Origin of the sequence: Actinoplanes sp. NPDC049118 (assembly GCF_040648555.1) — a bacterium.
Taxonomy (GTDB): domain Bacteria; phylum Actinomycetota; class Actinomycetes; order Mycobacteriales; family Micromonosporaceae; genus Actinoplanes.
In genome coordinates this window covers 318269-342921 of the sequence record NZ_JBEZDY010000008.1, presented here as the reverse complement: position 1 = coordinate 342921, position 24653 = coordinate 318269, and the positions used below count along the sequence as shown (strand labels likewise).

Annotated in this window: 19 protein-coding genes; 11 read left to right on the top strand and 8 right to left on the bottom strand. The window is 70.2% G+C overall.

Annotation, left to right across the window (positions count from 1 at the left end):
* Positions 1 to 4: 4 nt before the first annotated feature.
* A complete protein-coding gene (locus AB0B58_RS15515; RefSeq protein ID WP_360223640.1) occupies positions 5 to 2092 on the bottom strand; it encodes a S9 family peptidase in 2088 nt (695 codons plus the stop codon).
* Positions 2093 to 2221: 129 nt separating this feature from the next.
* On the opposite strand from AB0B58_RS15515, the gene AB0B58_RS15510 reads away from it, so the two are divergent.
* On the top strand, positions 2222 to 3400 hold the full coding sequence (locus AB0B58_RS15510; protein ID WP_360223638.1) for an FAD-binding oxidoreductase: 1179 nt from the start codon (positions 2222 to 2224) through the stop codon (positions 3398 to 3400).
* Here the strand turns inward: AB0B58_RS15510 and AB0B58_RS15505 are convergent.
* Genes AB0B58_RS15505 through AB0B58_RS15495 form a run of 3 tightly spaced genes read right to left on the bottom strand, consistent with a single transcriptional unit; the run spans position 3397 to position 6684 of the window.
* On the bottom strand, positions 3397 to 4029 hold the full coding sequence (locus AB0B58_RS15505; protein WP_360223636.1) for a dihydrofolate reductase family protein: 633 nt from the start codon (positions 4027 to 4029) through the stop codon (positions 3397 to 3399). The genes AB0B58_RS15510 and AB0B58_RS15505 overlap by 4 nt on opposite strands.
* Positions 4030 to 4078: 49 nt before the next feature.
* Positions 4079 to 4642, bottom strand: a complete 564-nt coding sequence (locus AB0B58_RS15500) for a dihydrofolate reductase family protein (protein ID WP_360223634.1) — start codon at positions 4640 to 4642, stop codon at positions 4079 to 4081.
* Between the two features lie 32 nt (positions 4643 to 4674).
* Positions 4675 to 6684 (bottom strand): SpoIIE family protein phosphatase, encoded by a 2010-nt coding sequence (locus AB0B58_RS15495; protein ID WP_360223632.1) that lies wholly within the window; start codon positions 6682 to 6684, stop codon positions 4675 to 4677.
* Between the two features lie 112 nt (positions 6685 to 6796).
* On the opposite strand from AB0B58_RS15495, the gene AB0B58_RS15490 reads away from it, so the two are divergent.
* Together AB0B58_RS15490 and AB0B58_RS15485 are read left to right on the top strand one after the other, a co-directional pair.
* Positions 6797 to 11203 carry a HAMP domain-containing protein gene (locus tag AB0B58_RS15490; protein ID WP_360223630.1) on the top strand — a complete coding sequence of 1469 codons (4407 nt, stop codon included), beginning with the start codon at positions 6797 to 6799 and terminating at the stop codon, positions 11201 to 11203.
* Positions 11204 to 11235: 32 nt separating this feature from the next.
* Positions 11236 to 11784, top strand: coding sequence for a response regulator (locus AB0B58_RS15485; RefSeq protein ID WP_354724580.1), 549 nt, complete (start codon positions 11236 to 11238; stop codon positions 11782 to 11784).
* Positions 11785 to 11862: 78 nt separating this feature from the next.
* On the opposite strand, the gene AB0B58_RS15480 is transcribed toward AB0B58_RS15485, so the two are convergent.
* Positions 11863 to 12219 (bottom strand): STAS domain-containing protein, encoded by a 357-nt coding sequence (locus tag AB0B58_RS15480; RefSeq protein ID WP_360223627.1) that lies wholly within the window; start codon positions 12217 to 12219, stop codon positions 11863 to 11865.
* Positions 12220 to 12365: 146 nt separating this feature from the next.
* Between AB0B58_RS15480 and hemL the strand changes: the two genes are divergently transcribed.
* The 6 genes from hemL to ccsB are packed head-to-tail and all read left to right on the top strand — an operon-like array spanning position 12366 to position 18332.
* Positions 12366 to 13700, top strand: coding sequence for a glutamate-1-semialdehyde 2,1-aminomutase (gene hemL / locus AB0B58_RS15475; protein ID WP_360223625.1), 1335 nt, complete (start codon positions 12366 to 12368; stop codon positions 13698 to 13700).
* A complete protein-coding gene (locus AB0B58_RS15470) occupies positions 13697 to 14353 on the top strand; it encodes a histidine phosphatase family protein (protein WP_360223623.1) in 657 nt (218 codons plus the stop codon). The genes hemL and AB0B58_RS15470 overlap by 4 nt, the downstream gene beginning before the upstream one ends.
* A gap of 1 nt (position 14354) precedes the next feature.
* A complete protein-coding gene (locus AB0B58_RS15465) occupies positions 14355 to 14915 on the top strand; it encodes a TlpA disulfide reductase family protein (protein ID WP_360223621.1) in 561 nt (186 codons plus the stop codon).
* Positions 14915 to 15742 carry a cytochrome c biogenesis protein CcdA gene (locus AB0B58_RS15460; RefSeq protein ID WP_360223619.1) on the top strand — a complete coding sequence of 276 codons (828 nt, stop codon included), beginning with the start codon at positions 14915 to 14917 and terminating at the stop codon, positions 15740 to 15742. The genes AB0B58_RS15465 and AB0B58_RS15460 overlap by 1 nt, the downstream gene beginning before the upstream one ends.
* On the top strand, positions 15739 to 17358 hold the full coding sequence (locus AB0B58_RS15455; RefSeq protein ID WP_360223617.1) for a cytochrome c biogenesis protein ResB: 1620 nt from the start codon (positions 15739 to 15741) through the stop codon (positions 17356 to 17358). Before AB0B58_RS15460 ends, AB0B58_RS15455 begins: the two co-directional genes overlap by 4 nt.
* Positions 17358 to 18332 (top strand): c-type cytochrome biogenesis protein CcsB, encoded by a 975-nt coding sequence (gene ccsB / locus AB0B58_RS15450; RefSeq protein WP_360223615.1) that lies wholly within the window; start codon positions 17358 to 17360, stop codon positions 18330 to 18332. Before AB0B58_RS15455 ends, ccsB begins: the two co-directional genes overlap by 1 nt.
* 43 nt (positions 18333 to 18375) lie before the next feature.
* On the opposite strand, the gene AB0B58_RS15445 is transcribed toward ccsB, so the two are convergent.
* The 3 genes from AB0B58_RS15445 to AB0B58_RS15435 form a co-directional block, all read right to left on the bottom strand.
* A complete protein-coding gene (locus AB0B58_RS15445) occupies positions 18376 to 19068 on the bottom strand; it encodes a hypothetical protein (protein ID WP_360223613.1) in 693 nt (230 codons plus the stop codon).
* A 216-nt stretch (positions 19069 to 19284) separates the two neighbouring features.
* Positions 19285 to 19968, bottom strand: a complete 684-nt coding sequence (locus AB0B58_RS15440; RefSeq protein WP_360223611.1) for a helix-turn-helix domain-containing protein — start codon at positions 19966 to 19968, stop codon at positions 19285 to 19287.
* 1207 nt (positions 19969 to 21175) lie between these two features.
* The gene (locus AB0B58_RS15435; RefSeq protein ID WP_360223609.1) at positions 21176 to 22171 is read right to left on the bottom strand and encodes a hypothetical protein; all 996 of its coding nucleotides are present in this window, start codon (positions 22169 to 22171) and stop codon (positions 21176 to 21178) included.
* Between the two features lie 121 nt (positions 22172 to 22292).
* Here AB0B58_RS15435 and AB0B58_RS15430 point away from each other — a divergent pair, with 121 nt between their 5' ends.
* Complete coding sequence (locus AB0B58_RS15430; protein WP_360223607.1) at positions 22293 to 23756, top strand: menaquinone biosynthesis decarboxylase; 1464 nt, start codon at positions 22293 to 22295, stop codon at positions 23754 to 23756.
* Complete coding sequence (gene mqnP / locus AB0B58_RS15425; RefSeq protein ID WP_360223605.1) at positions 23753 to 24649, top strand: menaquinone biosynthesis prenyltransferase MqnP; 897 nt, start codon at positions 23753 to 23755, stop codon at positions 24647 to 24649. Before AB0B58_RS15430 ends, mqnP begins: the two co-directional genes overlap by 4 nt.
* Positions 24650 to 24653 lie beyond the last annotated feature (4 nt).

Here is a 24653-nt window from a genome sequence, read left to right as displayed (position 1 = left end):
AACCTCAGGCCAGGCCGACCCGGTCGAGGATCCAGGCGATCACGAACGCCTCCTCTTTCCAGGAGTCGTAACGGCCGCTCGGGCCGCCGTGTCCGGCGCCCATCTCGGTCTTGAGCAGGTACGAGCCGTCGGGTGCCACCGAGCGCAGCCGCGCGATCCACTTGGCCGGCTCGTGGTAGAGCACGCGGGTGTCGTTCAGGCCGGACACGGCGAGGATCGCGGGGTACTTCTGCTTCGAGATGTTCTCGTACGGGCTGTACGACTTCATGTACGCGTACACGTCGGCGTTCTCGAGCGGGTTGCCCCACTCCTCCCACTCCGTGACCGTCAGCGGCAGCGACGGGTCCAGGATGGACGTCAGCGGGTCGACGAACGGCACCTGCGCGACGATGCCCGCGAACGCCTCCGGTGCGATGTTCGCGACCGCGCCCATGAGCAGTCCGCCGGCCGAGCCGCCGCGGGCGACCAGCCGGTCCGGCGCCGTCCACGCCCCCGCCACCAGCGCCTCGGCCGCGGCCACGAAGTCGGTGAACGTGTTCTTCTTCGTGAGCATCTTGCCGTCTTCGTACCAGCGCCGGCCCATCTCGCCGCCGCCGCGGATGTGCGCGATGGCGTAGACGACGCCGCGGTCCAGCAGCGAGAGGCGGGGGATGGAGAAGTACGGGTCCATGCTGAGCTCGTACGAGCCGTAGCCGTACAGCAGCAGCGGCGCGGTGCGGTTGCGCGGGGTGCCCTTGCGCGCGACGACGGAGATCGGCACCCGCGTGCCGTCGGCGGCGGTCGCCCACTCGCGGAACTGCTCGTAGTTCCCCGGGTCGAACTCGCCGAGCACCGGCTTCTGCTTGCGCAGCACCATCGCCCGGGTGATCAGGTTTACGTCGTATACCGAGTCCGGCGTGACCATCGAGGTGTAGCTGATCCGCACGATGTTCGTGTCGTACGCCGGGTTCCCGGCGAGGCCGACGCTGTAGATCGGCTCCGGGAACTCCATGTCGTAGCTGTCGGTGCTGCCGTCGGCCATCACCCGCAGGCCGGTGAGCCCGTCGCGGCGCTGCGAGATGACGATGTGCCGCAGGAACGCGTCGATGGACTCGAGCCGGGTGCCCTGCTGGTGCGGGATCAGCTCGACCCAGTCGCCGGGATTGTCCACCGACGTGTACGCGACGGCGAAGTCCTCGGCGTTCTCGTTGTGCAGGATCAGGAAGCGGTGCCCGTGGTGCTCGATCGAATACTCGACGCCCTGCACCCGCTCGCGGATCAGCGCCGGCTCGGCCGTCGGCGCCGCGGCGTCGATGACCCGGACCTCGCTGGTGACCTTGCTGTTGGAGTCGATGACGAGGAACTTCTCGCTGCGGCTCAGCTCGACGCCGACCCAGAAGCGCTCGTCGGTCTCCTCGTAGACCATGACGTCGTCCGCGGCGGGCCGGCCGATCTCGTGCCGCCACACCTTGCTGGGGCGCCACGCGTCGTCGACGGTGGTGTAGAAGAGCGTCGAGCCGTCCGCCGACCAGGCGCTGCCGTAAAAGGTGTCCGGCACCTCGTCGGCCAGCACCTCGCCGGTGCGCAGGTCCTTGACCTTGAGCGTGAACCGCTCGTCGCCGTCGAAGTCCACCGAGTACGCCAGCCGGTCGCCCCGCGGGGCCACGTCGAAGGTGCCGAGCGCGAAGAAGTCCTTGCCCTCGGCGAGTTCGTTGCCGTCGAGCAGCACCTCCTCGCCGGGCAGCGGCGTGCCGTCGCCGGTGGCCGGCGGGTCGACGTCGCCGGGTGCGGCCGCGACGCGGCACTGGATGCCGTACTGCTTGCCCTCGACCGTGCGGGTGTAATACCAGTAGCCGCCCTTGCGGCTCGGCACCGACAGGTCCGTCTCCTGGGTGCGGCCCTTGATCTCGTCGAAGACCGTGGACCGCAGGGTGGCCAGGTGTGCGGTGGCCGCCTCGGTCCAGGCGTTCTCCGCCTCCAGGTATGCGATCGTCTCCGGGTCGTCCTTCTTGGCGAGCCAGGCGAATTCGTCGGTGACGGCGTCGCCGTGGAAGGTGCGCTCGGAGGGCGCCTGACGGACCGCGGGCGGGGTCGTGGGTATGTCGGTGGTCACGCTGAACCACGTTACCGGGCGGTCACCGATCATCGCCCGGACATACGGCTCTCCCCAGGCCATTCGAACATGTGTACGATATGCCAGAGTGGACGATCTTCAGGGGTGCAACCAGGTGAGGGGTAGCTGATGGTGACTGCTCTACCCGGCCGGGAGCCCCTGCTCCGCGCGCTGATCGACATCTGCGGTCCGGACTTCGCCCGGGAGGCGGGCGCGGCCGACATGGTCGCCGGCCACCTGGCCAGCTTCGTTGCGGCGCCGGCCACGACGCACGCGGCGATGGACACGCTGCGCCTGGCCGCCGAGCGCGGCCTGGCCGTCGTTCCGCGCGGCTCCGGATCCAAAATCGACTGGGGTGCGCCGCCGCACGGCATCGACATGGTGCTGGACACGGGGAGGCTGGACGGCGTCTGGGACCACCACCCGGACGGCCCGACGGCGGAGATCGGATCCGGCACGCCGGTCCGGGCCGTGCAGGCGGCCCTGGCCCTGAGCGGCCAGCGCCTGGCGGTGGATCCGCCGTCGGAGAGCGCGACGATCGGCGGCATGCTCGCGGTCAACGAGTCGGGCCCGCTGCGCCACGGCTTCGGCACCCCGGCGGCCCAGGTCGACCGGATCACCTATGTCGACCGCGACGGCGTGGCCGGCGAGTCGGACGGCGAGGAGGGCAGGCCGGGCATCGCCGAGGTGGACGGCGTGATCCTGTCGGCGCGGATGCGGCTGCGACCCTTGCCGGCGGCCCGCCGCTGGGTGCTGGTGCCGGTGTCGACGCCGCTGCAGGTGCACCACCTGGTCGAGGAGGCGCTGGGGCAGCGGGCCGAGCCGAGCGCGATCGAGGTCGACCTGCCGACCCCGGCCGGCGGCGGCCGGACGACCGGCCAGCCGCCGGGGTCGGTGGCCGTGCTGCTGGAGGGCGGCGCAGCCGACGTGGCCGGTCGGGCGGAACAGGTGGCGAAGGCGCTGGGCGACACGGCGACGGTCTCACCCACGGCGCCGAGGTGGTGGGGCCGTTACCCGTTCGGCCGCGAGGACGTGGCGCTGCGGATCACGGTCGCGATCGCGGACCTGCACGCGGCGGTCTACGCACTGCGCGACGCGACCGGCGAGGGAGTTCCGGTCCGCGGTTCGGCGGGACGCGGCACCGTGCACGCGGTCCTGCCGGGAACGCTGACCGCCGAGCGGGTGGAGGGGATATTGGACGCGGTGCGCGGGGTGCTGCTGGCCCGGGGCGGCAGGTGCGTGGTGATCACGGCGCCGTCGCCGATCAGCACGAACATAGACATGGCCGGCCGCCGTGATCTGTTCTAGCCGAGCCGGTCGGGCAGCGGAATGCGTATTTCGCGGGAGGTGGCGTCCGCGGCCATGTGGCGACCCAGCTGCGCAATGGAGCCCACCGCGTAGGTGAGGTATGCGAACGCGCCCATCTGGGCGACGTGGGTCAGCGCCAGCTGCTGCGAGGTCAGGCGCCGCGGCAGCAGCGGAATGCCGTCGCCCAGCAGGACCGGGGCGATGGCCAGGATGATCTCGTCGAGCAGGCCGGCGTCCGAGAACTCGGCCACCAGGTCGCCACCGCCGGCGAGCCAGACGTTGCGGCCCTGCGCGGCCACGACCATCGCCTCGTGCACGCGCCGCACGTCGCCGCTGACCATGAAGATGTTGGCGTTAGGTACCAGCGGCAGTTCGCGGTGGGTGAAGACCCAGCACGGAACGTCGCCGTACATCTCGTGCCAGTTGTCGGGCTCGGCCATGACGTTGTCGTTCTGCAGCACCCACTCGTAGGTGGTCGCGCCCATCGCGAACGCGCCGACGTTGGAGAAGAAGGCGCCGAACGGGTTGTCCGTGCCCTCGTCGACCTCGAACAGCCAGCTGAGCGAATTGTCCAGATCAGCGGTAAAGCCGTCGACGCTGGCCGCCGTGTAGTACTGCGTCATTGCCACATCAGTCACGATGCCACGGCCTAGCCGACAAAAAGGAGAATTCCGCCACCTAGCCGGGTGCGCCCACCGCGTAGGTCAGATAGGCGAACTGGCCGCGCCGCTCGACCCCGGTCAGCGTCAGCCGCGACGACTCCATCCGCCGCGGCAGCAGCGGCGCCCCCGCACCAAGCGCCACCGGCGCCACCCCGAGGATGATCTCGTCGAGCAGGCCCGCGTCCGCGAACGATCCCGCGAGCTCGCCCCCGCCCACCAGCCAGATGTTCTTGCCCTTGGCCGCCGAGGCCATCGCCGCGTGCACCGGGCGGACGTCACCCTGCACGAAGGTCAGGTCGGCGCCGGGAACCGGCGGCAGCGTGCGGTGCGTGAAGACCCAGGCCGGCACGTCGCCGTAGTAGTCGGCCCACTTGATCGGCTGCTGATCGAGCCGGTCGTGCTCCATCACCCACTCGTAGGTCGTCGCGCCCATCGCGAACGCGCCGACCTCGGCGAAGAACGCCGTGAACGGATTGCTGCCGGGATCGCTGTCGGCCGCGAAGAGCCAGTCCAGCGAGTTGTTCTCGTCGGCGATGAATCCGTCGATCGTGGTCGCGGTGTAGAACTGCGTCTTCGGCACGATGACCAGCTTCCTCCGGCGGTACGACAGAATCAGGCGTCGTTGCGAAGAACCAGGATGGCGATGTCGTCGCGGGGCTCCTCGACCGAGAAGTTGATCGTGGTCGAGCGCAGCCGGGCCGCCATCACGTCCGCCGGGTAGCCCGCGAGGGGTGCCGCGGCGTCGCGCAGGCGGCCGGTGCCGAACAACTCGCGGCCGCGGCGGCGTTCGGTGACGCCGTCGGTGTAGAAGATCAGCGAGTCGCCCGGGTACAGCGTCACCGGCGCGTCCGGCGAGGTGATCGTCTCGAGCAGGCCGAGCGCCGTACCGCCCTCGCCGACGAAGGACGTCTTGCCGTCCGCGCGCACCAGGACGGCGCGGTCGTGGCCGGCCAGGTGCAGGCAGACCTCCAGGTTGTCGCCCGCCCGGGCCACCGAGGCCATCGCCAGCGTGCAGTAGCGCCCGCCGCCGCGCTGCACCAGCGTGCGGTTGACCCGGCAGAGGATCTCCGTCATCGGCTTGCCGTCGTCGACCAGGATCCGGATCACGTCACGGACCAGGCCGGTCACCGTCGCGGCCTGGACGCCCTTGCCGGACACGTCGCCCACGACGACGAGCCAGCTGTCGTCGCCGGCCGCGACGACGTCGTAGAAGTCGCCGCCGACCTCGGAGCCCGTCGGGACGTACTCGGCGGCGAAGCCGATGCCCGGTACGTGCGGCAGGGCCGGCGGCAGCAGCGAGGCCTGCAGCGTACGGGCGACCTTGCGCCGTTCGTCGTGGATCCGCGCGTTGTCGATGGCCAGCGCCGCACGCCGGGCGACGTCCTCCAGGACGGCGACCTCGTCCCCGTCGTGCCGGTGCCGCAGGTGCCGGCCGACCGCGAGCGTGCCGAGCCGCTGTCCGCGCGCGACCAGCGGCACGGCGAATCCCTCGGGCGGCGTGCCGAACATGGCCTGCTGGCCCAGCCGGGACGCCTCCTCGAGCCGGGCCAGGATCGAGTCCGGGCCGGTCTCGGCGAGCGCGGCGTGCAACTGCGGCACCGCGGCCTCGTCGGCGTGGGTGGCCGCGGCGAGCTGGAGCCGGCCCCAGGCGTCCGTGGTGTGCACCGCGCACCACTGGCCCAGCCGCGGCACCACCAGCTGCGGGATCAGCGCCATCGTCAGGTTGACGTCGAGGGACTGCGCGAGCAGCTCGCTTGCCTCGGCGAGGAACGTCAGCCAGGTCTGCCGGCGCAGGTCGGCGCGGCGCAGCCGGTCGTTCTCCAGGTGCAGCGAGAAGCGTTCGGCGACGATGGTCGCCAGCGGCTGCGCGTAGCCGGCGGGTGAGGCGTCCAGCTCGAGCTCGCCCGAGTACGGGCGTTGCACGGTCAGCGGCACCCGGATCGTCTCGGCGTCGTCGCGGGGTGCGCGGCCGTGCCGGGCCAGCAGCTGCCGGCCGCCGCCGTCGCCGTGGTCCAGCCTGACGACGCCGCCCGTCGCGCCGGTGAGCCGGGCCAGCCGGGACAGCAACTCGGTGGCGAACTCGGCGAGGCCGTCATCGGTATGCCGCTCGGGTCCGATCTGCAGCAGGGTGGTCAGCTCGCCGACGGTCGGCCTGGCCTCGCCCTCGGCGGCGACGAGTTCGGCGCCGGGTGGGCCTTTACGCACCAGCCGGAACCAGACGCCCTTGCCGGTGCCCTCGTGCACGGTGCCCCAGCGGCTCGCGAAGTGGTCGACGAGCAGGAGCCCACGGCCACGCTCCGCTACCTCGCCGATCTCCGTCTTGTCGTTGCGCGGGCCAACGGCGAGCTGTTCGACCGGGCCCGGGGCGAAGTCGGTGACCGTGACGGTGAGCCCGCCCTGGTCGGCCTCGACCTCGATGTCCAGCTCGGTGCCGGCGTGCACGACCGCGTTCGTGGAGAGCTCGGTCGTCAGCAGCAACGCCTCGTTGACCAGGGCGTCCAGCCCGGCCTCTTCGAGCACCGTGCGGACCAGGGCGCGCGCCGCGGCGGGCGTACGCCGGTCGTTGGGCAGGCGGACGCGGCGCACGAGCGCGCTCGAAGCATGTCCCGCCTCCACCGACACGCCTGCATCCTCTCCCGCCGACGGGTGGATGCACAAAGGCGCACCTCGCTTTGACCCACCGGTAGGAGGGATGATGGAGCGCCCCAACCGTTGGACAGCGAGTGAGGACAGCATGACTGCGACCAAACCGGTCAATGTCGGCGCGCCGGACGAGACCGCCGTACTGGGCGAACTGGCCGAGGCTCTGAGCCGCGTCCGGCGCGGCGATCTCAAGGTGCGCCTGCCTCGGCGCGGCGGGATTGCCGGCGAGGTCGCGGACGCGTTCAACGAGGTCGTGTCGCTCCAGGAGCGGCAGAACCTGGAGGTGCGCCGGATCAGCCGCATCGTGGGACGCGACGGCCGGCTGACCGAGCGACTGGACGAGGAGGGCCTCGACGGCGCGTGGGCGGACAGCGCCCGATCGGTCAACTCACTGATCGACGACCTGGGCCGGCCGACCACCGAGATCTCCCGGGTCATCGTCGCCGTCGCGGACGGTGACCTGTCGCAGCACATGGCGCTGGAGATGGACGGGCGACCACTCAGGGGTGAATTCCTCCGGATCGGCCGCGTCGTCAACACCATGGTCGATCAGCTGTCCTCGTTCGCCGACGAGGTGACCCGGGTGGCGCGCGAGGTGGGCACGCAGGGTGAGCTGGGCGGCCAGGCCGACGTCCGCGGCGTCGCCGGCACGTGGAAGGACCTCACCGACTCCGTCAACACGATGGCTTCCAACCTGACCCACCAGGTCCGATCCATCTCACAGGTCGCCACCGCGATGGCACGCGGCGACCTGTCGCAGAAGATCACGGTCTCCGCGCGCGGCGAGGTCGCCGAGCTGGCCGACACGATGAACGGCGTGACCGACACCCTGCGGCTCTTCGCCGAGCAGGTGACCCGGGTGGCCCGTGAGGTCGGCACCGAGGGCAAGCTCGGCGGCCAGGCCGACGTGCCGAATGTGGCGGGCACCTGGAAGGACCTCACCGACTCGGTGAACTCGATGGCGTCCAACCTGACCAGCCAGGTCCGCAACATCGCCCAGGTATCCACCGCGGTGGCGAAGGGCGACCTGTCGCAGAAGATCACAGTGGCCGCGCAGGGCGAGATACTCGAGCTGAAGGACACCGTCAACACGATGGTGGACCAGCTCTCCTCGTTCGCCGACGAGGTGACCCGGGTGGCCCGCGAGGTGGGCACCGAGGGCCGGCTGGGCGGTCAGGCGCAGGTCCGCGGCGTCTCCGGCACCTGGCGCGACCTCACCGAGAACGTCAACCAGCTCGCCGCCAACCTCACCGACCAGGTCCGCAACATCTCCCAGGTCTCCACCGCGGTCGCGAAGGGCGACCTGTCGCAGAAGATCACGGTCGACGCGCGCGGCGAGATCGCCGAGCTGAAGAACACCATGAACACGATGGTGGACCAGCTGTCGTCGTTCGCCGACGAGGTGACCCGGGTGGCCCGCGAGGTCGGCTCCGAGGGCAAGCTCGGCGGCCAGGCCGAGGTCAAGGGCGTCTCCGGTACGTGGCGCGACCTGACCGACAACGTCAACTACATGGCCTCCAACCTGACCAGCCAGGTCCGCAACATCGCCTCCGTCACCACCGCGGTGGCGAAGGGCGACCTGGGCCAGAAGATCACGGTCGACGCCCGCGGCGAGATCCTGGAGCTGAAGTCGACCGTCAACACGATGGTCGATCAGCTGTCGTCGTTCGCCGACGAGGTGACCCGGGTGGCCCGCGAGGTGGGCACCGAGGGCAAGCTCGGCGGCCAGGCGCAGGTGCGCGGGGTGGCCGGCACCTGGCGCGACCTGACCGACAACGTCAACTCGATGGCGTCCAACCTGACCGCACAGGTCCGCAACATCGCGCAGGTCTCCACCGCGGTCGCCCGCGGTGACCTCTCGCAGAAGATCACGGTCGACGCCCAGGGCGAGATCCTGGAGCTGAAGTCGACCGTCAACACGATGGTCGATCAGCTGTCGTCGTTCGCCGACGAGGTGACCCGGGTGGCCCGCGAGGTCGGCTCCGAGGGCAAGCTCGGCGGCCAGGCGCAGGTGCGCGGGGTGGCCGGCACCTGGCGCGACCTGACCGACAACGTGAACTACATGGCCTCGAACCTGACGGCTCAGGTCCGCAACATCGCCTCGGTCACCACGGCCGTCGCGAAGGGCGACATGTCGCAGAAGATCACCGTCGACGCCCGCGGCGAGATCCTCGAACTCAAGGACACCGTCAACACGATGGTGGACCAGCTCTCCTCGTTCGCGAACGAGGTCACCCGGGTCGGCCGGGAGGTCGGCATCGAGGGCAAGCTCGGCGGCCAGGCCGAGGTCAAGGGCGTCTCCGGTACGTGGCGGGACCTGACCGACAACGTCAACCAGCTCGCCTCCACGCTGACCATCCAGCTGCGCGCCATCGCCCAGGTGTCCACGTCCGTGACCCGCGGCGACCTGACCCAGAGCGTGGCCGTCGAGGCGCAGGGCGAGGTGGCGGAGCTCAAGGACAACATCAACCAGATGATCGTGACGCTGCGGGAGACCACCAAGACGAACGCCGAGCAGGGCTGGCTGGACTCCAACCTGGCCCGCATCGGCGGCCTGCTGCAGGGGCAGCGTGATCTCGGCGAGGTCTGTCGGATGATCATGACCGAGGTGACGCCCCTGGTGGACGCGCAGCTCGGCGCGTTCTTCATGGTCGACCACGAGGAGGCCGTCATGCGGCTGCGCCTCACGGCCTCGTACGGCTACGTCGCCCGCAACCACGAGGTGACCTTCGGGCCCGGCGAGGGACTCGTCGGCCAGGCCGCCGTCTCCCGCCGTACCATCCGGGTCCGCGCGACACACGACGGCATCCTGACGATGCGTTCGGGTCTCATGTCGATGCCGCCGAACGACCTGGTGGTCCTGCCGGTGCTCTTCGAGGGCGAGATGCTCGGCGTGATCGAGTTCGCGTCGGTCGCGGCGTTCTCCGGGCTGCACCTGACGTTCCTCGAACGGCTGGTCGCGACCATCGGCGTCGTGCTCAACACCATCCAGGCCAACCGGCGCACCGAGGAACTGCTGTCGCAGTCGCAGCGCCTCGCCCGCGAGATGCAGGACCAGTCGGCGGAGCTGCAGCGCACCAACGCCGAGCTGGAGGACAAGGCGCAGCTGCTCAGCGAGCAGAAGGCGAACATCGAGACGAAGAACCGGGAGATCGAGCTGGCCCGGCTCGGCCTCGAGGAGAAGGCGCAGCAGCTGTCCCGGGCGTCGGCATACAAGACCGAGTTCCTGGCGAACATGAGCCATGAGCTGCGCACGCCGCTCAACTCGCTGCTGCTGCTGGCCCGGCTGCTGGCCGACAACTCCGAGCACAACCTGACCGAGAAGCAGATCGAGTTCGCCCGGACGATCCACAGTGCCGGCTCGGACCTGCTGTCGCTGATCGACGACATCCTGGACCTCAGCAAGATCGAGGCGGGCCGGATGGACGTCGAACCGGACCAGGTCGACTTCGACGGCGTGCGCAGCTACGTCGAGCAGGCCTTCACCCCGCAGGCCGAGGAGAAGGGCCTCGAGTTCCGGGTCGAGGTCTCGGAGGACCTGCCCGACTCGATTGTCACGGACGCCCAGCGGCTACAGCAGATCCTGCGCAACATGCTCTCCAACGCGGTGAAGTTCACCGACCAGGGCTCGGTGACGCTGAGCATCTACCCCGCGCCGGAACACCTGGACTTCGACATCCCGGGCCTGGCCGCGGCCGGCCAGGTGGTGGCGTTCGGGGTGACCGACACCGGCATCGGCATCTCGGACGAGAAGCTCAGCCTGATCTTCGAGGCGTTCCAGCAGGCCGACGGCACGACCAGCCGCAAGTACGGCGGTACCGGCCTGGGCCTGTCGATCAGCCGCGAGTTCGCGGCGCTGCTCGGCGGCACGATCGTGGTCTCCTCCGCGCCCGGCGAGGGCTCCACCTTCACGCTCTACATGCCGGACGCCCTGGTCGCCGACGCGATGCCGGCGCCGGCCCTGCCGCAGCTGTCGGCGACCCCGTCGACGCCGCCGCGCCGCGCGGCGATGACCTCACTGGACCTGCCGCTGATCACCTCCCACCCGGAGGCGGAGAGTCACCCGGTCAGCCCGGCGAGCCGCCAGCTCGACGGCGCGACGGTGCTGATCGTCGATGACGACGTCCGCAACGTCTTCGCGCTGACCAGCGCCCTCGAGATGCACGGCCTGAACGTGCTCTACTCCGACAACGGCGTCGACGGGGTCCGGCTGCTGGCCGAGCACCCCGAGGTCGACATCGTGCTGATGGACGCGATGATGCCGGAGCAGGACGGCTACGAAACGACCCGGGGCATCCGCCGCAATCAGCGCTTTGCGGACCTGCCGGTAGTGTTCCTGACGGCGAAGGCGATGCCCGGCGACCGTGAGTCGGCGCTCGCCGCGGGCGCAAGCGACTACATCACCAAGCCCGTCGACCTCGACGAGCTGATCGAGCTGATGGCCCGATGGGTGAACGCGTCCGATACCTCCGGGACGGAGAGCGAGAATGGCCTTTAGTCGAGTCAAGGGCGGCGGGGAGGTTGGACGGGGTGGCTGAGCGAGCCAAGGCCCTACTGGTCGACGACCGACGCGACAACCTGCTGGCGCTGGAGGCGATCCTGCAGGGCCTGCCGGTGCAGGCGGTCGCGGTGGAGAGCGGCGAGGCGGCCCTGAAGCAGCTGCTGGTCGACGACTTCGCGGTGATCCTGCTGGACGCGCAGATGCCCAACATGGACGGTTTCGAGACGGCCGGCCACATCAAGCGCCGCGAACGCACCCGGCACGTGCCGATCCTGTTCCTGACCGCGGCGGACCGTGACGCCCAGTTGGCGCTGCGCGGGTACGCGGTCGGCGCGGTCGACTACCTGACGAAGCCGTTCGACCCGTGGGTGCTGCGGGCGAAGGTGTCCGTCTTCGTCGAGCTGTGGACCAAGACACAGCAGCTCAAGGCGCAGGCGGAGGCGAGCCGGGAGCGCGACGCACAGTGGCAGCGGCTGACCGACCTGGTGGACGAGGCGGCCCGGACGCTGCGCGTGGGCGGCGACGACGCCGCGGGCGAGGCCCTGGAGTTGCTGGAAAAGGCCCGCTGGGGCAACTGACTGGACGCCGCACCGTCTTCCCGGATCCAGGAGCCCGCGGCCGAACGGGTGCCGTCTCTGACGGCGACGTCAGCGGCTTTATCCCGGTGTGGCGTCGCTGCGGAGGTGGCCGGCCGAGGAGGAGATCATCAGGGCGCTGCGGAGGCCGGTGATGTCCAGGACGCGGAGCAGGAAGTCGCCGACGTTGGCCAAGGCGAGCACCGCGCGGGCATGCTGGGCCTTGCGGCTGAGCACCACAAGCGTGCCGAGGCCCTGTGAATCACAGAACGTCACCCCCGCCATATCCAGCGTGATGCGGGCCGGCGGCTCGAGGAGGATTTCGTTGACCATCGCCGTCAGTTTGGCCACCGTGAGCACGTCGATCTCCCCGGCGAGTTGGAAGACAACCTCGTCGGGGGCACGCTGAACCGCGATGGACAGCTCCGGTCGCTCCACCGCATGAGCCTATCGCGAGCGGAGAAAACCGGCCTGTCGGACACGAGCAGGTGCGGCGCGCCGGGCCCCCCGATCGTGACCTGTACAACCCGGCTCCGGGGCTGCTAGGGCGGTCGCCGGAGGGCGCTGACAGAATAGGATCCACCGTGACCACCTCATACCGCACCGCGGGCAGTCCCTACCCGGACGAGGCCCCGGTCTCCCAGGCACTGTTCGACCGCGCCAAGGCCATCGTTCCCGGCGGGGTCAATTCACCCGTGCGAGCGTTCCAGGCCGTGGGCGGGACGCCCAGGTTCATGGCGCTCGGCGAGGGCCCATGGATGGTCGACGCCGACGGGCGCCGCTACGTGGACCTGGTCTGCTCCTGGGGTCCGCTGATCCACGGGCACGCCCACCCGGAGATCGTCGCCGCCGTGCAGTCCGCGGCCGCGCGGGGCACCAGCTTCGGCACGCCGACCGAGGGCGAGGTCGAGCTGGCCGAGGAGATCGTCCGGCGTACGCCGGTGGAGCAGGTGCGCCTGGTCAGTTCGGGTACCGAGGCGACGATGACCGCGATCCGCCTGGCCCGGGGCTTCACCGGGCGCAGCAAGATCGTGAAGTTCGCCGGCTGCTATCACGGGCACGTCGACGCGCTGCTGGCCGCTGCCGGTTCCGGCGTCGCCACCCTCGGGCTGCCCGACTCGCCCGGGGTGACCGGGGCGGCGGCGAGCGAGACCATCGTGGTGCCCTACAACGACGTCGCCGCCGTCGAGGCCGCGTTCCGCGACAACGACGACATCGCCGCGATCATCACCGAGGCGGCGGCCGGCAACATGGGCGTGATCGCGCCGCGCGACGGCTTCAACCGGCGGCTCGCCGAGATCGCGCACGCGCACGGGGCGCTGCTGATCGTCGACGAGGTGATGACCGGGTTCCGGGTCTCCGCGGGCGGCTGGGCCGGCCTCGAGCCCGTCGACGCCGACCTTTTCACGTACGGCAAGGTCATGGGTGGGGGTCTGCCCGCCGCGGCCTTCGGCGGCCGCGCCGAGATCATGTCCCGCCTGGCTCCCGCCGGGCCGGTCTACCAGGCCGGCACGCTCTCCGGCAATCCGCTGGCCTGCGCGGCCGGGCTGACCAGCCTGCGGCTGGCCGACGAGGCCGTGTACAAGCGGCTGGACGAGCTCTCCGCGACCGTGGGCGCACTCACCTCGGACGCGCTGAACACCGCGGGGGTCCCGCACCGGCTGTCCTTCGCCGGCAACATGTTCTCGATCTTCTTCGCGGACGTCGACGTCGTGGACTACGACTCGGCGAAGACGCAGAACGTGGCCGCGTTCAAGGCGTTCTTCCACGCGATGCTCTCCCGCGGCGTCTATCTTCCGCCGAGCGCGTTCGAGTCATGGTTCGTGTCGACGGCGTTGGACGACGCCGCGTTGGAGCAGATCGGTGCGGCGCTGCCGGCGGCAGCGCGCGCGGCGGCAGCAGCAGGGGGAGAGGCTTGAGCAAGCCGACGAGGACCACGGTGCACGTGCTGCGGCACGGCGAGGTCCACAACCCGGGCGGGGTCCTGTACGGCCGGCTGCCCGACTTCCACCTGTCGGAGCTGGGCAGGCAGATGGCGAAGGCCGCTACCGAGGCGCTCGCCGACCGCGACGTCACCCACGTGGTGGCGAGCCCGCTGGAGCGCGCGCAGGAGACGGCCGAGCCCTTCGCGGCCCAGTTCGGGCTGGAGACGGCCACGGACACCCGGCTCATCGAGAGCTCGAACTACTTCGAGGGCAAGAAGGTGTCGGTCGGCGACGGCGCGTTCACCAATCCGCGGCACTGGTGGGTGCTGCGCGACCCGATCACCCCGTCCTGGGGCGAGGCCTACCTGGTGATCGCCCAGCGGATGTTCGCCGCGGTGCAGGCCGCCCGGGTCGCCGCCGAGGGACACGAGGCCGTGTGCGTCTCACACCAGCTGCCGATCTGGACCCTGCGCCGGTACGTGGAGAAGAAGCGCCTCTGGCACGACCCGCGCCGCCGCCAGTGCGGCCTGGCCAGCCTGACGTCGTTCGTCTTCGAGGACGCAAAGATCGTCGGCGTCGAGTACGCCGAGCCCGCCGCCGCCCTCATCGCGATGTCGCCCGGCGCGCGGACCGCCAAGGGGGCATGACGTGCGCCGGCCCGCCGTGAGCGTCCTCGCCGCCGTGGTCGCGGCCGGCGTGCTGGCCGGCTGCGGCAGCGAGAGCTGGGAGAAGCAGTGCACGACGAGCGCCGAGGGTGTGATCGAGTGCACCCCGGATCGGCGCCCGGAAGCCCGCGAGGTCACCGGTGAGCTGCTCTCCGGCGGCACCTACGACGTCTCGCAGGACCGCGGCAAGGTCGTCGTCGTCAACTTCTGGGGCTCGTGGTGCAACCCGTGCCGCGCCGAGGCCGACGACCTCGAGAAGACGTACCAGGCGACCAGCGCCAAGAACGTCACCTTCATCGGGGTCAACTCGCGCGACGACCGGGACTCGGCGAAGGCGTTCGAGCGTGGCCGGGTCACCTACCCGAGCATCTTCGACGACGACGGCAGCGTCGCGCTGAAGTTCGACGTCACCCAGGTCGGCACCCCGGCGACGCTGATCCTGGACCGGCAGGGCCGGATCGCGGCCGGCATGCGCCGGGCCACGACGGTCGGTGAGTTGCAGCCGCTGGTGGAGCGCATCGCCGCCGAGCGGAACGACGGCTGATGGGCGCCACCTTCGCCGACCTGGCGAGCGACGGACCGCTGCTGCTCGCCATCGGCGCCGCCGCGATCGCCGGGCTGGTCAGCTTCCTGTCGCCGTGCGTGCTCCCGCTGATGCCGGGCTACCTGTCCTACGTGACCGGCCTGGCGGGCGCGGACCTCGACGCCGCGCTGGGCGTCGCGGCGAAGGAGGAGCCCGCGGGCGGATCCGTGGCGGTGGCGACCAGGCCGCCGCGGACGAGGACCGCGGGACGCGGGCGGGTGCTCGCCGGGACGGCCCTGTTCGTCGTCGGCTTCGCGGTCGTCTTCATGCTGCTCGCCACGCTGGTCGCCAACATCGGCCTGGCGCTCAAGACCCACGAGCGCACCCTGAACATCGTGCTGGGCGTGCTGGTCATCGTGCTCGGCCTGATGTTCCTCGGCGTGGTACCCGGAATGCAGGGGCAGGCCCGGATCTCGTGGCTGCCGAACGCCGGCCTGGCCGGGGCGCCGATCCTCGGTGCGCTCTTCGGCCTCTCCTGGCTGCCGTGCACCGGACCGACGCTGGGCGCGGTCCTCGGCCTGGCGACGACCAGCGGGCAGACCGACCGTGCGGTGGTGCTCGCCCTGGCGTACAGCCTGGGCCTGGGCATCCCGTTCGTGCTTTTCGGGCTCTTCTTCCGGCGGCTGCTCGGCGTCTTCAAGGCCGTCCGGCGTAACAGCCGGTGGGTGACCCGGGCCGGCGGCGCGTTGCTCATCATCGTCGGGATCGCCCTGGTCACCGGCGGCTGGAACAGCTTCCTGATCTGGCTGGTGACCACGTTCAACTTCGATGCGGGGACACTGCTGTGACCGTCGTCGAGGAGCGACCCGCGCCCGCCGCCGAGCCGCCGCCGCGCCGGCCCCTGCGGGTCTGGGCCCTGCTGCGCAACTCGTGGCGGCAGCTCACCAGCATGCGTACGGCGCTGGTCCTGCTCTTCCTGCTGGCCGTGGCGGCGATCCCGGGCTCGGTGCTGCCGCAGCGCGCGGTCAACGCGGAGAACGTCGCCGGCTACTTCCGCGACCATCCGGACCTGGCGCCGTTCCTGGACCGGCTCGGCGGGTTCGACGTGTACGCCTCGCCCTGGTTCGCGGCCATCTATCTGCTGCTGTTCACGTCGCTGGTCGGCTGCGTGGTGCCGCGCCTGCTCGACCACCTTCGCGCGCTGCGCACCGTACCCCCGGACGCTCCTCGCCGCCTGGAGCGGCTGCCGCAGCATGCGGCGCCGGTCGCGGATCCGCGCGATCCCGCCGCGGCGGCCGCCGCGGCCGCGGCCGGCCTGCGCCGCCGCCGCTTCCGCACCGTCGCGCGCGAGCAGCCGGACGGCACCTGGACGGTCTCCGCCGAGAAGGGTTACCTCAAGGAGACCGGCAACCTGTTCTTCCACTTCGCGCTGCTCGCGGTGCTAGTCGGGGTCGGCTTCGGCCACTGGTACGGCTGGCACGGCAACCGCCTCCTGGTGCAGGGCAGCGATCGGGGCTTCTGCAACTCGGTGACGCAGTACGACGAGTCCTCGCTCGGCCCGCGCATCGACGCGTCGGACCTGCCGTTCTTCTGCCTGCGGCTGACCGACTTCGAGGCGACCTACCAGGACAGCGGCCAGCCGAAGACGTTCGGCGCCCACGTCGATGTGCAGACCGAGCAGGACGGGCCGTGGCGGCCCGAGGAGTTCACGGTCAACCACCCGTTGCGCCTGTCGCAGGCCAACGTGCACCTGCTGGGCCACGGCTACGCGCCGATCCTGCGCTACACGGACCGCTACGGCGAGCGGCAGACCAAGACCGTGCCGTTCCTGCCCCGCGACCAGATGCTCACCAGCGAGGGCGTCGTGCAGTTCCCCGACGTCAACATCGACCCGAAGAGCAACAAGCGGGACGAGGACCTGCAGGTCGCCTTCGAGGGCGTCTATCTGCCCACGGTGGACCCGAACGGCAGCCCGACCTCCGCGTTCCCGGCGGAGCGCTCGCCGGCGCTGTTCCTGACGGCGTACCGGGGCAATCTGGGCGTCGATGCGGGCCTGCCCGGATCGGTCTACGCGCTGGACCGTGGTCAGCTCGCCAACGGCCAGCTCAAGCAGGTCAGCGGCGAGCGGCCGCAGCGGCTGACGCCCGGGCAGTCGTGGACGCTGGACGACGGCAGCAAGCTGGAGTTCCTCGGCACCGAGCAGTTCGCCACGCTCGCGATCCGCTACGACCCCACTCAGCCGCTGGTGCTCGGCGGCGCCGCCATCGGCCTGCTGGGGCTGATGCTGTCGCTGGCCGGGCACCGCCGCCGGGTCTGGTTCCGGGTCTCGCACCCTGAGGCACCCGAGCCGGGCGGCGGCGGTAGTTTGATGGAGGCCGGTGGCCTGCCACGCACCGACTATCCGGGCTTTGCCGAGGAGTTCGAGCAGGTCGTGGCCGCGGTGCGGGATGAGAGGACGCCGTGATGGCGGATTGGTCCAACCAGTTGATGGCCCTGACCGTGGTGGCGTACCTCGCCGCGATGGTCTGCTACGCCGCCGAGTACGCGTTCGGCGACCGCAGCCACATCGGCCGCGCGGCCACCCGTCCGGCCCGGCAGCTGGTCGGCGCCGGCGCGCCGGTCGAGCCGCCCGCGGACGCCGCCGCCGCCGAGGCCGCGCCGAAGCGGGACCGTGGCGTCCTGTTCGGCCTGATCGGCGTCGGGCTCAACTGGCTGGCCTTCGCCCTGCACGTGGGCACCACGGTGACCCGCGGTCTGGCGGCGGAACGCATGCCCTGGGGCAACATGTACGAGTTCATCCTCGCGGTGACGCTCGTCGGCTCCGCGGTCTGGCTCGGCGTACTGACCCGTCGGCCGGCCGTTCGGCACCTCGGCCTGTTCGTGACGCTCGCGCTGGTGGTGCTGCTCGGCGCGGCCGGACTGATCGCCTACACGCCGGTGGGCCCGCTGGTGCCGGCGCTGAACTCGTACTGGTACATCGTCCACGTTTCGACGATCATCCTGTCCTCCGGCATCTTCCTGATCGGCGCGGTGCCGGCGGCGATGTTCCTCATCAAGGCGGGCCACGACCAGGGCAAGCGCCGCTTCCCTTACCCGCTGGGGGCGAAGGTCCCGTCCGCGGCGGCGCTCGAGCGGCTGACGTTCCGCCTGCACGCGTTCGCCTTCCCGCTCTTCACCTTCGGCGCGCTGATCGCCGGCCCGCTGTGGGCCGAGGCTTCGTGGGGCCGCTACTGGGGCTGGGACCCCAAGGAGGTCTGGGCGTTCATCTCGTGGGTGGTCTACGCGGCCTACCTGCACGCCCGTGCGACCCCGAGCGTCAAGCGCACGACGGCGACCTGGATCGCGCTCGTCGGCTTCGCGACGATGCTGATGAACCTCTTCGGGGTCAACCTGTTCTTCGAGGGGCTGCACTCCTACGCCAACGCCGGCGGCATGTAGCACTCACCGCCCGGCCGATGCCGGGCGGTGAGCGGCACGACGTCTATTTGGTGTCGACGTAGTCGCCCTTCGCCTGAGTCTGCCGGTAATTGTTCGCCGGGTATTCGACGCGCCAGGTTCCGTCCGCGTCAGTGCGCAGCTTCTTGCTGTAGTAGCCGCCGCTCGTCGTCTTGACGGTGCCCTTCGCCACGTAGGCGGACGTGCCGGTCTTCTTGAAGCTGATCTTCAGGGTCTGTCCGCTCGGTCCGTAGAGCTTGCCGTAGCCGAACGGATCGAACATCAGCCGGCCCTTGTGTGTCAGGTTCGTACCGCGCTTGGCCGGCTCCGGGGTCGCGTTGTAGGTGAGGGTCGTCGGCCGCTTGACGTAGAACGTCTGTGAGTTGTCCTCCTGCCGCGTCCCGGAGATCGCGTCGTCCCACCAGACGACCTCGGTGTCCAGCCGGTACCGGCCGGGTGCGTCGAACCCGCACAGGTACACCGAGTCGCCGTAGGTCGCGTAGTCACCTGAGCGGCTCTTCTGATTCATCAGGAGGAAGTCGACGCTGTCGCCGTTCGGGGCGACCGCGGTGCTGGTGACGCTGAACAGGTTCTCCTGCTCGGCCGTGGGTACGAAAACCTTCACCGTCACGTTCACCCGGTTGCCGCAGCCCGCGTCGCCGTCGAGCACGACGGTGGTGGTGGACAGCGTGACCGACGACAGGTCGATGGCGGCCTGGGCAGGCTGCGCCACGAACACCGACGCCGTTATGAGTCCTGCACAGATTGCGACCGCAAGGGTCTTCTTCATTGGTTCCTACTTCTCTGCGGGGGTGAGTGCCGGACGAGAGCCCGGACAGTTACTCACGGGCAGAATTCGCACACAATTGGCCTTTGGGTCGGAGGAGGCTGGCTGTGGAGAGCGGAGGAGCGACCGACAGTCCATTCAGGTATGAGAGCCGGGTGTGTCGCCGCTTCACTCGTCGTCGTCGGTCGCGAGCGCCTCGCGGATCAGGCTGATCTCGCGGGACTGCGCGTTCCAGCCGCCGTCGATCGACTCGCTGGCGGGCGCCGGCCGGCCGGACGGCTCGACCTGCATGTGCCAGTCGGTGTGCAGGGCCGTGTCGACCACCCAGCTGCCGCACTTCGAGCAGGTGTAGCCGGCCCGGGCGGACGCCTCCGCCGTCGCGGCGGTGCCGGGCAGCGGTTGCACGGCGTGGTCCCGGACGGCGGCCGCGTTCCGGCGCAGCGTGTTCGCCGCGGTCCAGAGGTGGAGCCACTCCTGCACCACGGTCTGCGGCGGCACCCGCAGCGCGACGGCGAGGTTCTCGACAAGCGGCCAGGACGGCACCATCTTGCCGGCGAACACCTTGGACAGCGTCGCCTTGCTGTAGTGCACGGCCTCGCCCAGCACGCTCAGGGCGGGCTTGCCCGCGTTGACGTGTGCGAACGTCAGCCGCTCGGCCAGGTCCCGGGCCGCGGTCTCGGGGTCCATCAGTTTGGCCCGCATCCGCGCCAACTCGTGTTCGCGGGCGAGGACGGCGTTCGACGGCCGTCCCGTCGTGCCGGGTGGCTCCGCCGGCGTTCCGGCGGTGGGGCGCTCGGCCCGGTGCCGGCCGCCGCGCGACCCGCCGGGGCTGTCGGCTGCGCGGGTCATCATGCCCGCCATCCGGGCTGCGACGGCGGCAGTTCGTCGATGTAACTGGAAGTCACCGATGGACCTCTTTCGGCAAGGTGGTCGGAATGGTGGTCTCGGGCCGTGGCTCGGGAAGTGATGCGGCCTGATGGTGGGCAGGTCCGCATCATCGAGACTGATTGTGCCCCAGGGTGCCGAGGTATTCCACCACGCTCTGTCGTCGTTGTGCGAGGACCCGAAGGGTGGCCTGTAGATGCAAGTTGCACGCGCGGTCCGCGGTGAAGTTTGTTTACCGAAGAATGCAGAATGGGCTACCCGTGGGTAGGTCGCCGGGGAATTGACGAAGGGGCCGGAGTCGCGTCGCGAAGACGCCTCGCCGGCCCCTTAATCACTTCCGGAAAGACTGCCACCATAGCGGCTTTCCGGGTCCTGCTGATCCGACATCGGCCCGAGACCAACCAGACGCAACATCGGGCGGAAATTCGAGGACCTCCGCGTGATAACCATACCGGTCGCCCGGATCGAGCTCCAAGACCAGCGGTGGAACGTGCGCCATCTGCCCGGGCGCGATCCCCGCTCGCCGTACGGAGAGGGTGCTGGCAGGCCCGCGCCGGGCGCTACCTCTGCGCAAAATCAGGAAACGCCGCCGAAGTATTCACCGGCCTCACCTGGGCATTGGTAAACATGATGATCGTCCGGTTGTGAAACGTCGCGAAACCGGCCGGAAGAGGGATCACTTGACCGGCGTGGCCGCGGGGTCCGGAACGATCGCCATTATCAAATGATCAGGGCGGTGTGATCGCCCGCTCGAGCCGAATCGCTTGCGGAAGCGCTTCCGGACGCCGGCCCCCGCCGACCCGTATTGGCAGCACCGTCATTCGGGACGCTCGCCCAAGAATGCGGGCCCGGGCGGATCCCGTCTTCCGGCTATGCGCACAACGCGGTTGCTCGATATTTGCGACGACGCGTATCGCCGGCCTCTCGACGCGAATTCGGCCCTGCGAATGATTGAATGTTCCCGTACTTTCGCGGTTCATCCGACCGCTGGGCGCGAGTCCACTATGACACCTTATAAGGTTTATGGACCTTACGGAGATCTTGCGGTGAATAGCCCGGCCGAGTGTCACTCAAAGTGACATCTTCCGTTCTCGAAGTAAGGCTGTTGCGGAAAATTTCCGGTACGCCTGTCGGCCGTCCTGCGTGTCGCATCCCCGACACGCAGAGTGGCAGGTCAGCTGCCGAGGACCGGGCCCAGGAGGCTCCTGTCGTCGTCGGAGTCCGGCAGCAGGTCGCCGACGATGTCCGGGTTGGTGGAGGGCGCCGGCTCGGGGTCGGCCACGAGGTCGCCGCCGCCGGTGCCGCCCGGACAGTCACCGGCCCTCCAGGTGTCGTAGTGGGTCAGCCAGTCCAGGCAGAACCCGGCGGAGCGCTGCTGGGCCGTGCCGCCGATCTGGGTGTCGACGTCCTCGCGCCAGTAGCGCGGCGAGCCGTCGCCCGGCGGGCGCAGCTGCACGTTGTCCACGGTCACCGGCGGGACCAGCAGCCGCGCCGCACGGCTCGAGTCGACGTGCACCTCGACGTACTGCTCGACGTACGCGCTCGAGCCGATCGGCAGCCGCTGCGCGGTGAGCAGGTTCCAGCGGTCGTTCCACCAGAGCCACGCCTGCCACACGTTGTCCGCGTCCGTGTGCAGGTCCAGCCAGGCCTTGTCGCCCGGCCTGAGCTGGTACTGGCTGTAGAACTGCCAGGTCTTCGTGTTGGTGTTGAACGTGTAGATGTGCTGCCGGCCGACGCCCGCCCAGCCGGTCTCGGCCCAGCCGGCCTCCAGCCAGGCGATGCTGCCGCCGCCCATGTCGCGCTTGACCATGAAGCGGCCGGCGACGAAGTCGTACGTGTTCGGCCGCACGCCACCGTCCACGATCGAGATGCGGCCGGAGACGCCGCGCCACTCGCCCGCGGTGCCCGCGCCCAGGTGGTGGTAGCCGCTCGGGGTGGTGCTACCCCGGATCAGGTCGAGCCGCACGCCGGACTCCAGGACCGGCCCGATCGCCCGGCAGGCGCCGGGTGCGTCCCGGCCGGCGGGCCCGGTCGGCGGTGTGGTGGACGCCGCACCCATCGGGCACAGCGGCAGCCGGTCGGCGCGGTGCGACTCGGCCGGCGCGGCGAGGGCAAGGGCCGTGACCAGGCCACCGAGGGCGCTCCATCGCGCCACGGACCGGAAATTCACGTCGCCCACCTCGCCCTGCGCAGCCCGGATAACGAATCGCTGGCTCAACGCCGGATCAGATCTTCCGGTGACGGTTCCCGCCCGCTGATCACTGCCCGTCCCGTGGTGCGAGACTGGGGTCATGGCTTCGAAGGGCTTTCCGTACCACGATCTGCAGAGCTTCATCACCGCCCTGGAACAGGCCGGCGAGCTGCGCCGGGTCGGCGTGCCGGTCGATCCGACGCTGGAGATCAGCGAGGTGGTCACCCGCACCGTCCGCGCCGGCGGGCCGGCCCTGCTCTTCGAGCGCCCGACCCGCGGCGAGATGCCGATCGTCGTCAACCTGTTCGGCACGGAGAAGCGGATGGCCATGGCGCTCGGCGTCGACTCGCTCGACGAGGTCGGCGACCGGATCGGCTCGCTGATCCAGCCCGAGTTGCCGGTCGGCTGGTCCGGCATCCGCGAGGGCATCGGCAAGGTGCTGCAGCTCAAGTCCGTCCCGCCCCGGAAGGTCAAGAGCGCGCCCTGCCAGGAGGTCGTGCTCAAGGGCGACGAGGTCGACCTGACCCGGCTGCCCGGCCTGCAGGTCTGGCCCGGTGACGGCGGCATCTTCCACAACTACGGGCTGACACACACCAAGCACCCGGAGACCGGCAAGCGCAACCTGGGCCTCTACCGGCTGCAGCAGCACTCGAAGAACACGCTCGGCATGCACTGGCAGATCCACAAGGACTCGACCGCGCACCACGCGGTCGCCGAGCGCCGCGGCGAGCGGCTGCCCGTCGCCGTCGCGATCGGCTGCGACCCGGTGGTCAGCTACGCGGCCAGCGCCCCTCTTCCGAGCGACATCGACGAGTATCTGTTCGCGGGCTTCCTGCGCGGCGAGCGGGTCGAGATGGTCGACTGCCTGACCGTGCCGCTCCAGGTACCGGCACAGGCGCAGGTCGTACTCGAGGGCTACCTGGAGCCGGGCGAGCGGGCGCCCGAGGGGCCGTTCGGCGACCACACCGGCTTCTACACGCCGGTCGAGCCGTTCCCGGTGCTGCACATCGAGTGCATGACGATGCGACGGCAGCCCGTGTACCACTCGATCATCACGTCGAAGCCGCCGCAGGAGGATCACGGCCTGGGCAAGGCCACCGAGCGGATCTTCCGGCCGCTGCTCAAGATGATGGTCCCGGACATCGTCGACTACGACATGCCGGCCGCGGGCGTCTTCCACAACTGCGTGATCGTCTCGATCCGCAAGCGTTACCCGAAGCACGCGCAGAAGGTCATGAACGCGATCTGGGGCGCGCACCTGATGTCGCTCACCAAGCTGATCGTGGTCGTCGACGAGGACTGCGACGTGCACGACTACCACGAGGTCGCCTTCCGGGCGCTCGGCAACGTCGACTACGACCGCGACCTGCTGGTCACCCAGGGCCCCGTCGACCACCTCGACCACGCCTCCTACCAGCAGTTCTGGGGCGGAAAGGCGGGCCTGGACGCCACCCGTAAGCTGCCTGCGGAGGGCTACACCCGGGGCTGGCCGGAAGAGATGACCATGGCACCCGAGGTGGCCGCCCTCGTGGACAAGCGCTGGAAGGAGTACGGGATCTCGTGACCGCCGTCGCGTCCGCACCCGAGCAGCCGGGCCGGGTCAAGGCCTTCCTGCGGCTGGTGGCCATCGAACACTCCGTCTTCGCCCTGCCCTTCGCCTACCTGTCGGCGCTCGTCGCGATGGACTCCGAGGGCACGGGGGTGCACTGGGTCGATCTGTTGCTGATCACGATCGCGATGGTGTCCGGGCGCACCTTCGCCATGGCGGCCAACCGGATTCTGGACCGCAGGATCGACGCCCAGAATCCGCGTACCGCGAACCGGGAACTGGTCACCGGAGCGGTGAGCGTCCGAACGGCCTGGACCGGCGCTGCCGTGTCCCTGTTCGTGCTGTTCGTGGCCGCGGGCCTGCTCAACTGGCTCTGCCTGCTGCTGTCGCCGCTCGCGGTGATCCCGCTGATCGTCTACCCCTATGCCAAGCGGTTCACGAACTTTCCGCACTACGTGCTGGCGCTCGCCCAGGCCGTGGCGCCGGTCGGCGCCTGGCTCGCGATCACCGGCACGTTCGCCGGCTCCGGCCCGGCGTGGGTGCTCGGCGTCGCGGTCGGGCTCTGGATCGGCGGCTTCGACATCATCTACGCCTGCCAGGACGTCGAGGTCGACCGGCGGATCGGGGTGCACTCGACGCCGGCCCGTTTCGGGGTCCGCACGGCGCTGCACATCTCGACCGCCACCCACGTGGTGACGTTCGCCCTCTTCGTGTGGTTCGGGCAGCTCGTCGGCCTCGGCTGGCTCTGGTGGGTGGGGCTGGCGCTGACCGCGGTGGCGTTCGGCTATCAGCACGTCGTTGTCACGCCGGACGATCTCTCCAAGGTTAACCGGGCCTTCTTCACGGCTAACGGCTTCGTGGGCATCGCGCTGTTCGTCTTTGCCGTCCTAGATCTGCTCCTGGGGTAGGGCC

Excerpts from the sequence above, each read along its gene's own strand:
- AB0B58_RS15510 (WP_360223638.1), top strand. The coding sequence starts at position 2,222 with ATGGTGACTGCTCTACCCGGCCGGGAGCCCCTGCTCCGCGCGCTGATC.
- AB0B58_RS15490 (WP_360223630.1), top strand. The coding sequence starts at position 6,797 with ATGACTGCGACCAAACCGGTCAATGTCGGCGCGCCGGACGAGACCGCC.
- AB0B58_RS15460 (WP_360223619.1), top strand. The coding sequence starts at position 14,915 with ATGGGCGCCACCTTCGCCGACCTGGCGAGCGACGGACCGCTGCTGCTC.
- ccsB (WP_360223615.1), top strand. The coding sequence starts at position 17,358 with ATGGCGGATTGGTCCAACCAGTTGATGGCCCTGACCGTGGTGGCGTAC.
- AB0B58_RS15440 (WP_360223611.1), bottom strand. The coding sequence starts at position 19,968 with ATGATGACCCGCGCAGCCGACAGCCCCGGCGGGTCGCGCGGCGGCCGG.
- AB0B58_RS15430 (WP_360223607.1), top strand. The coding sequence starts at position 22,293 with ATGGCTTCGAAGGGCTTTCCGTACCACGATCTGCAGAGCTTCATCACC.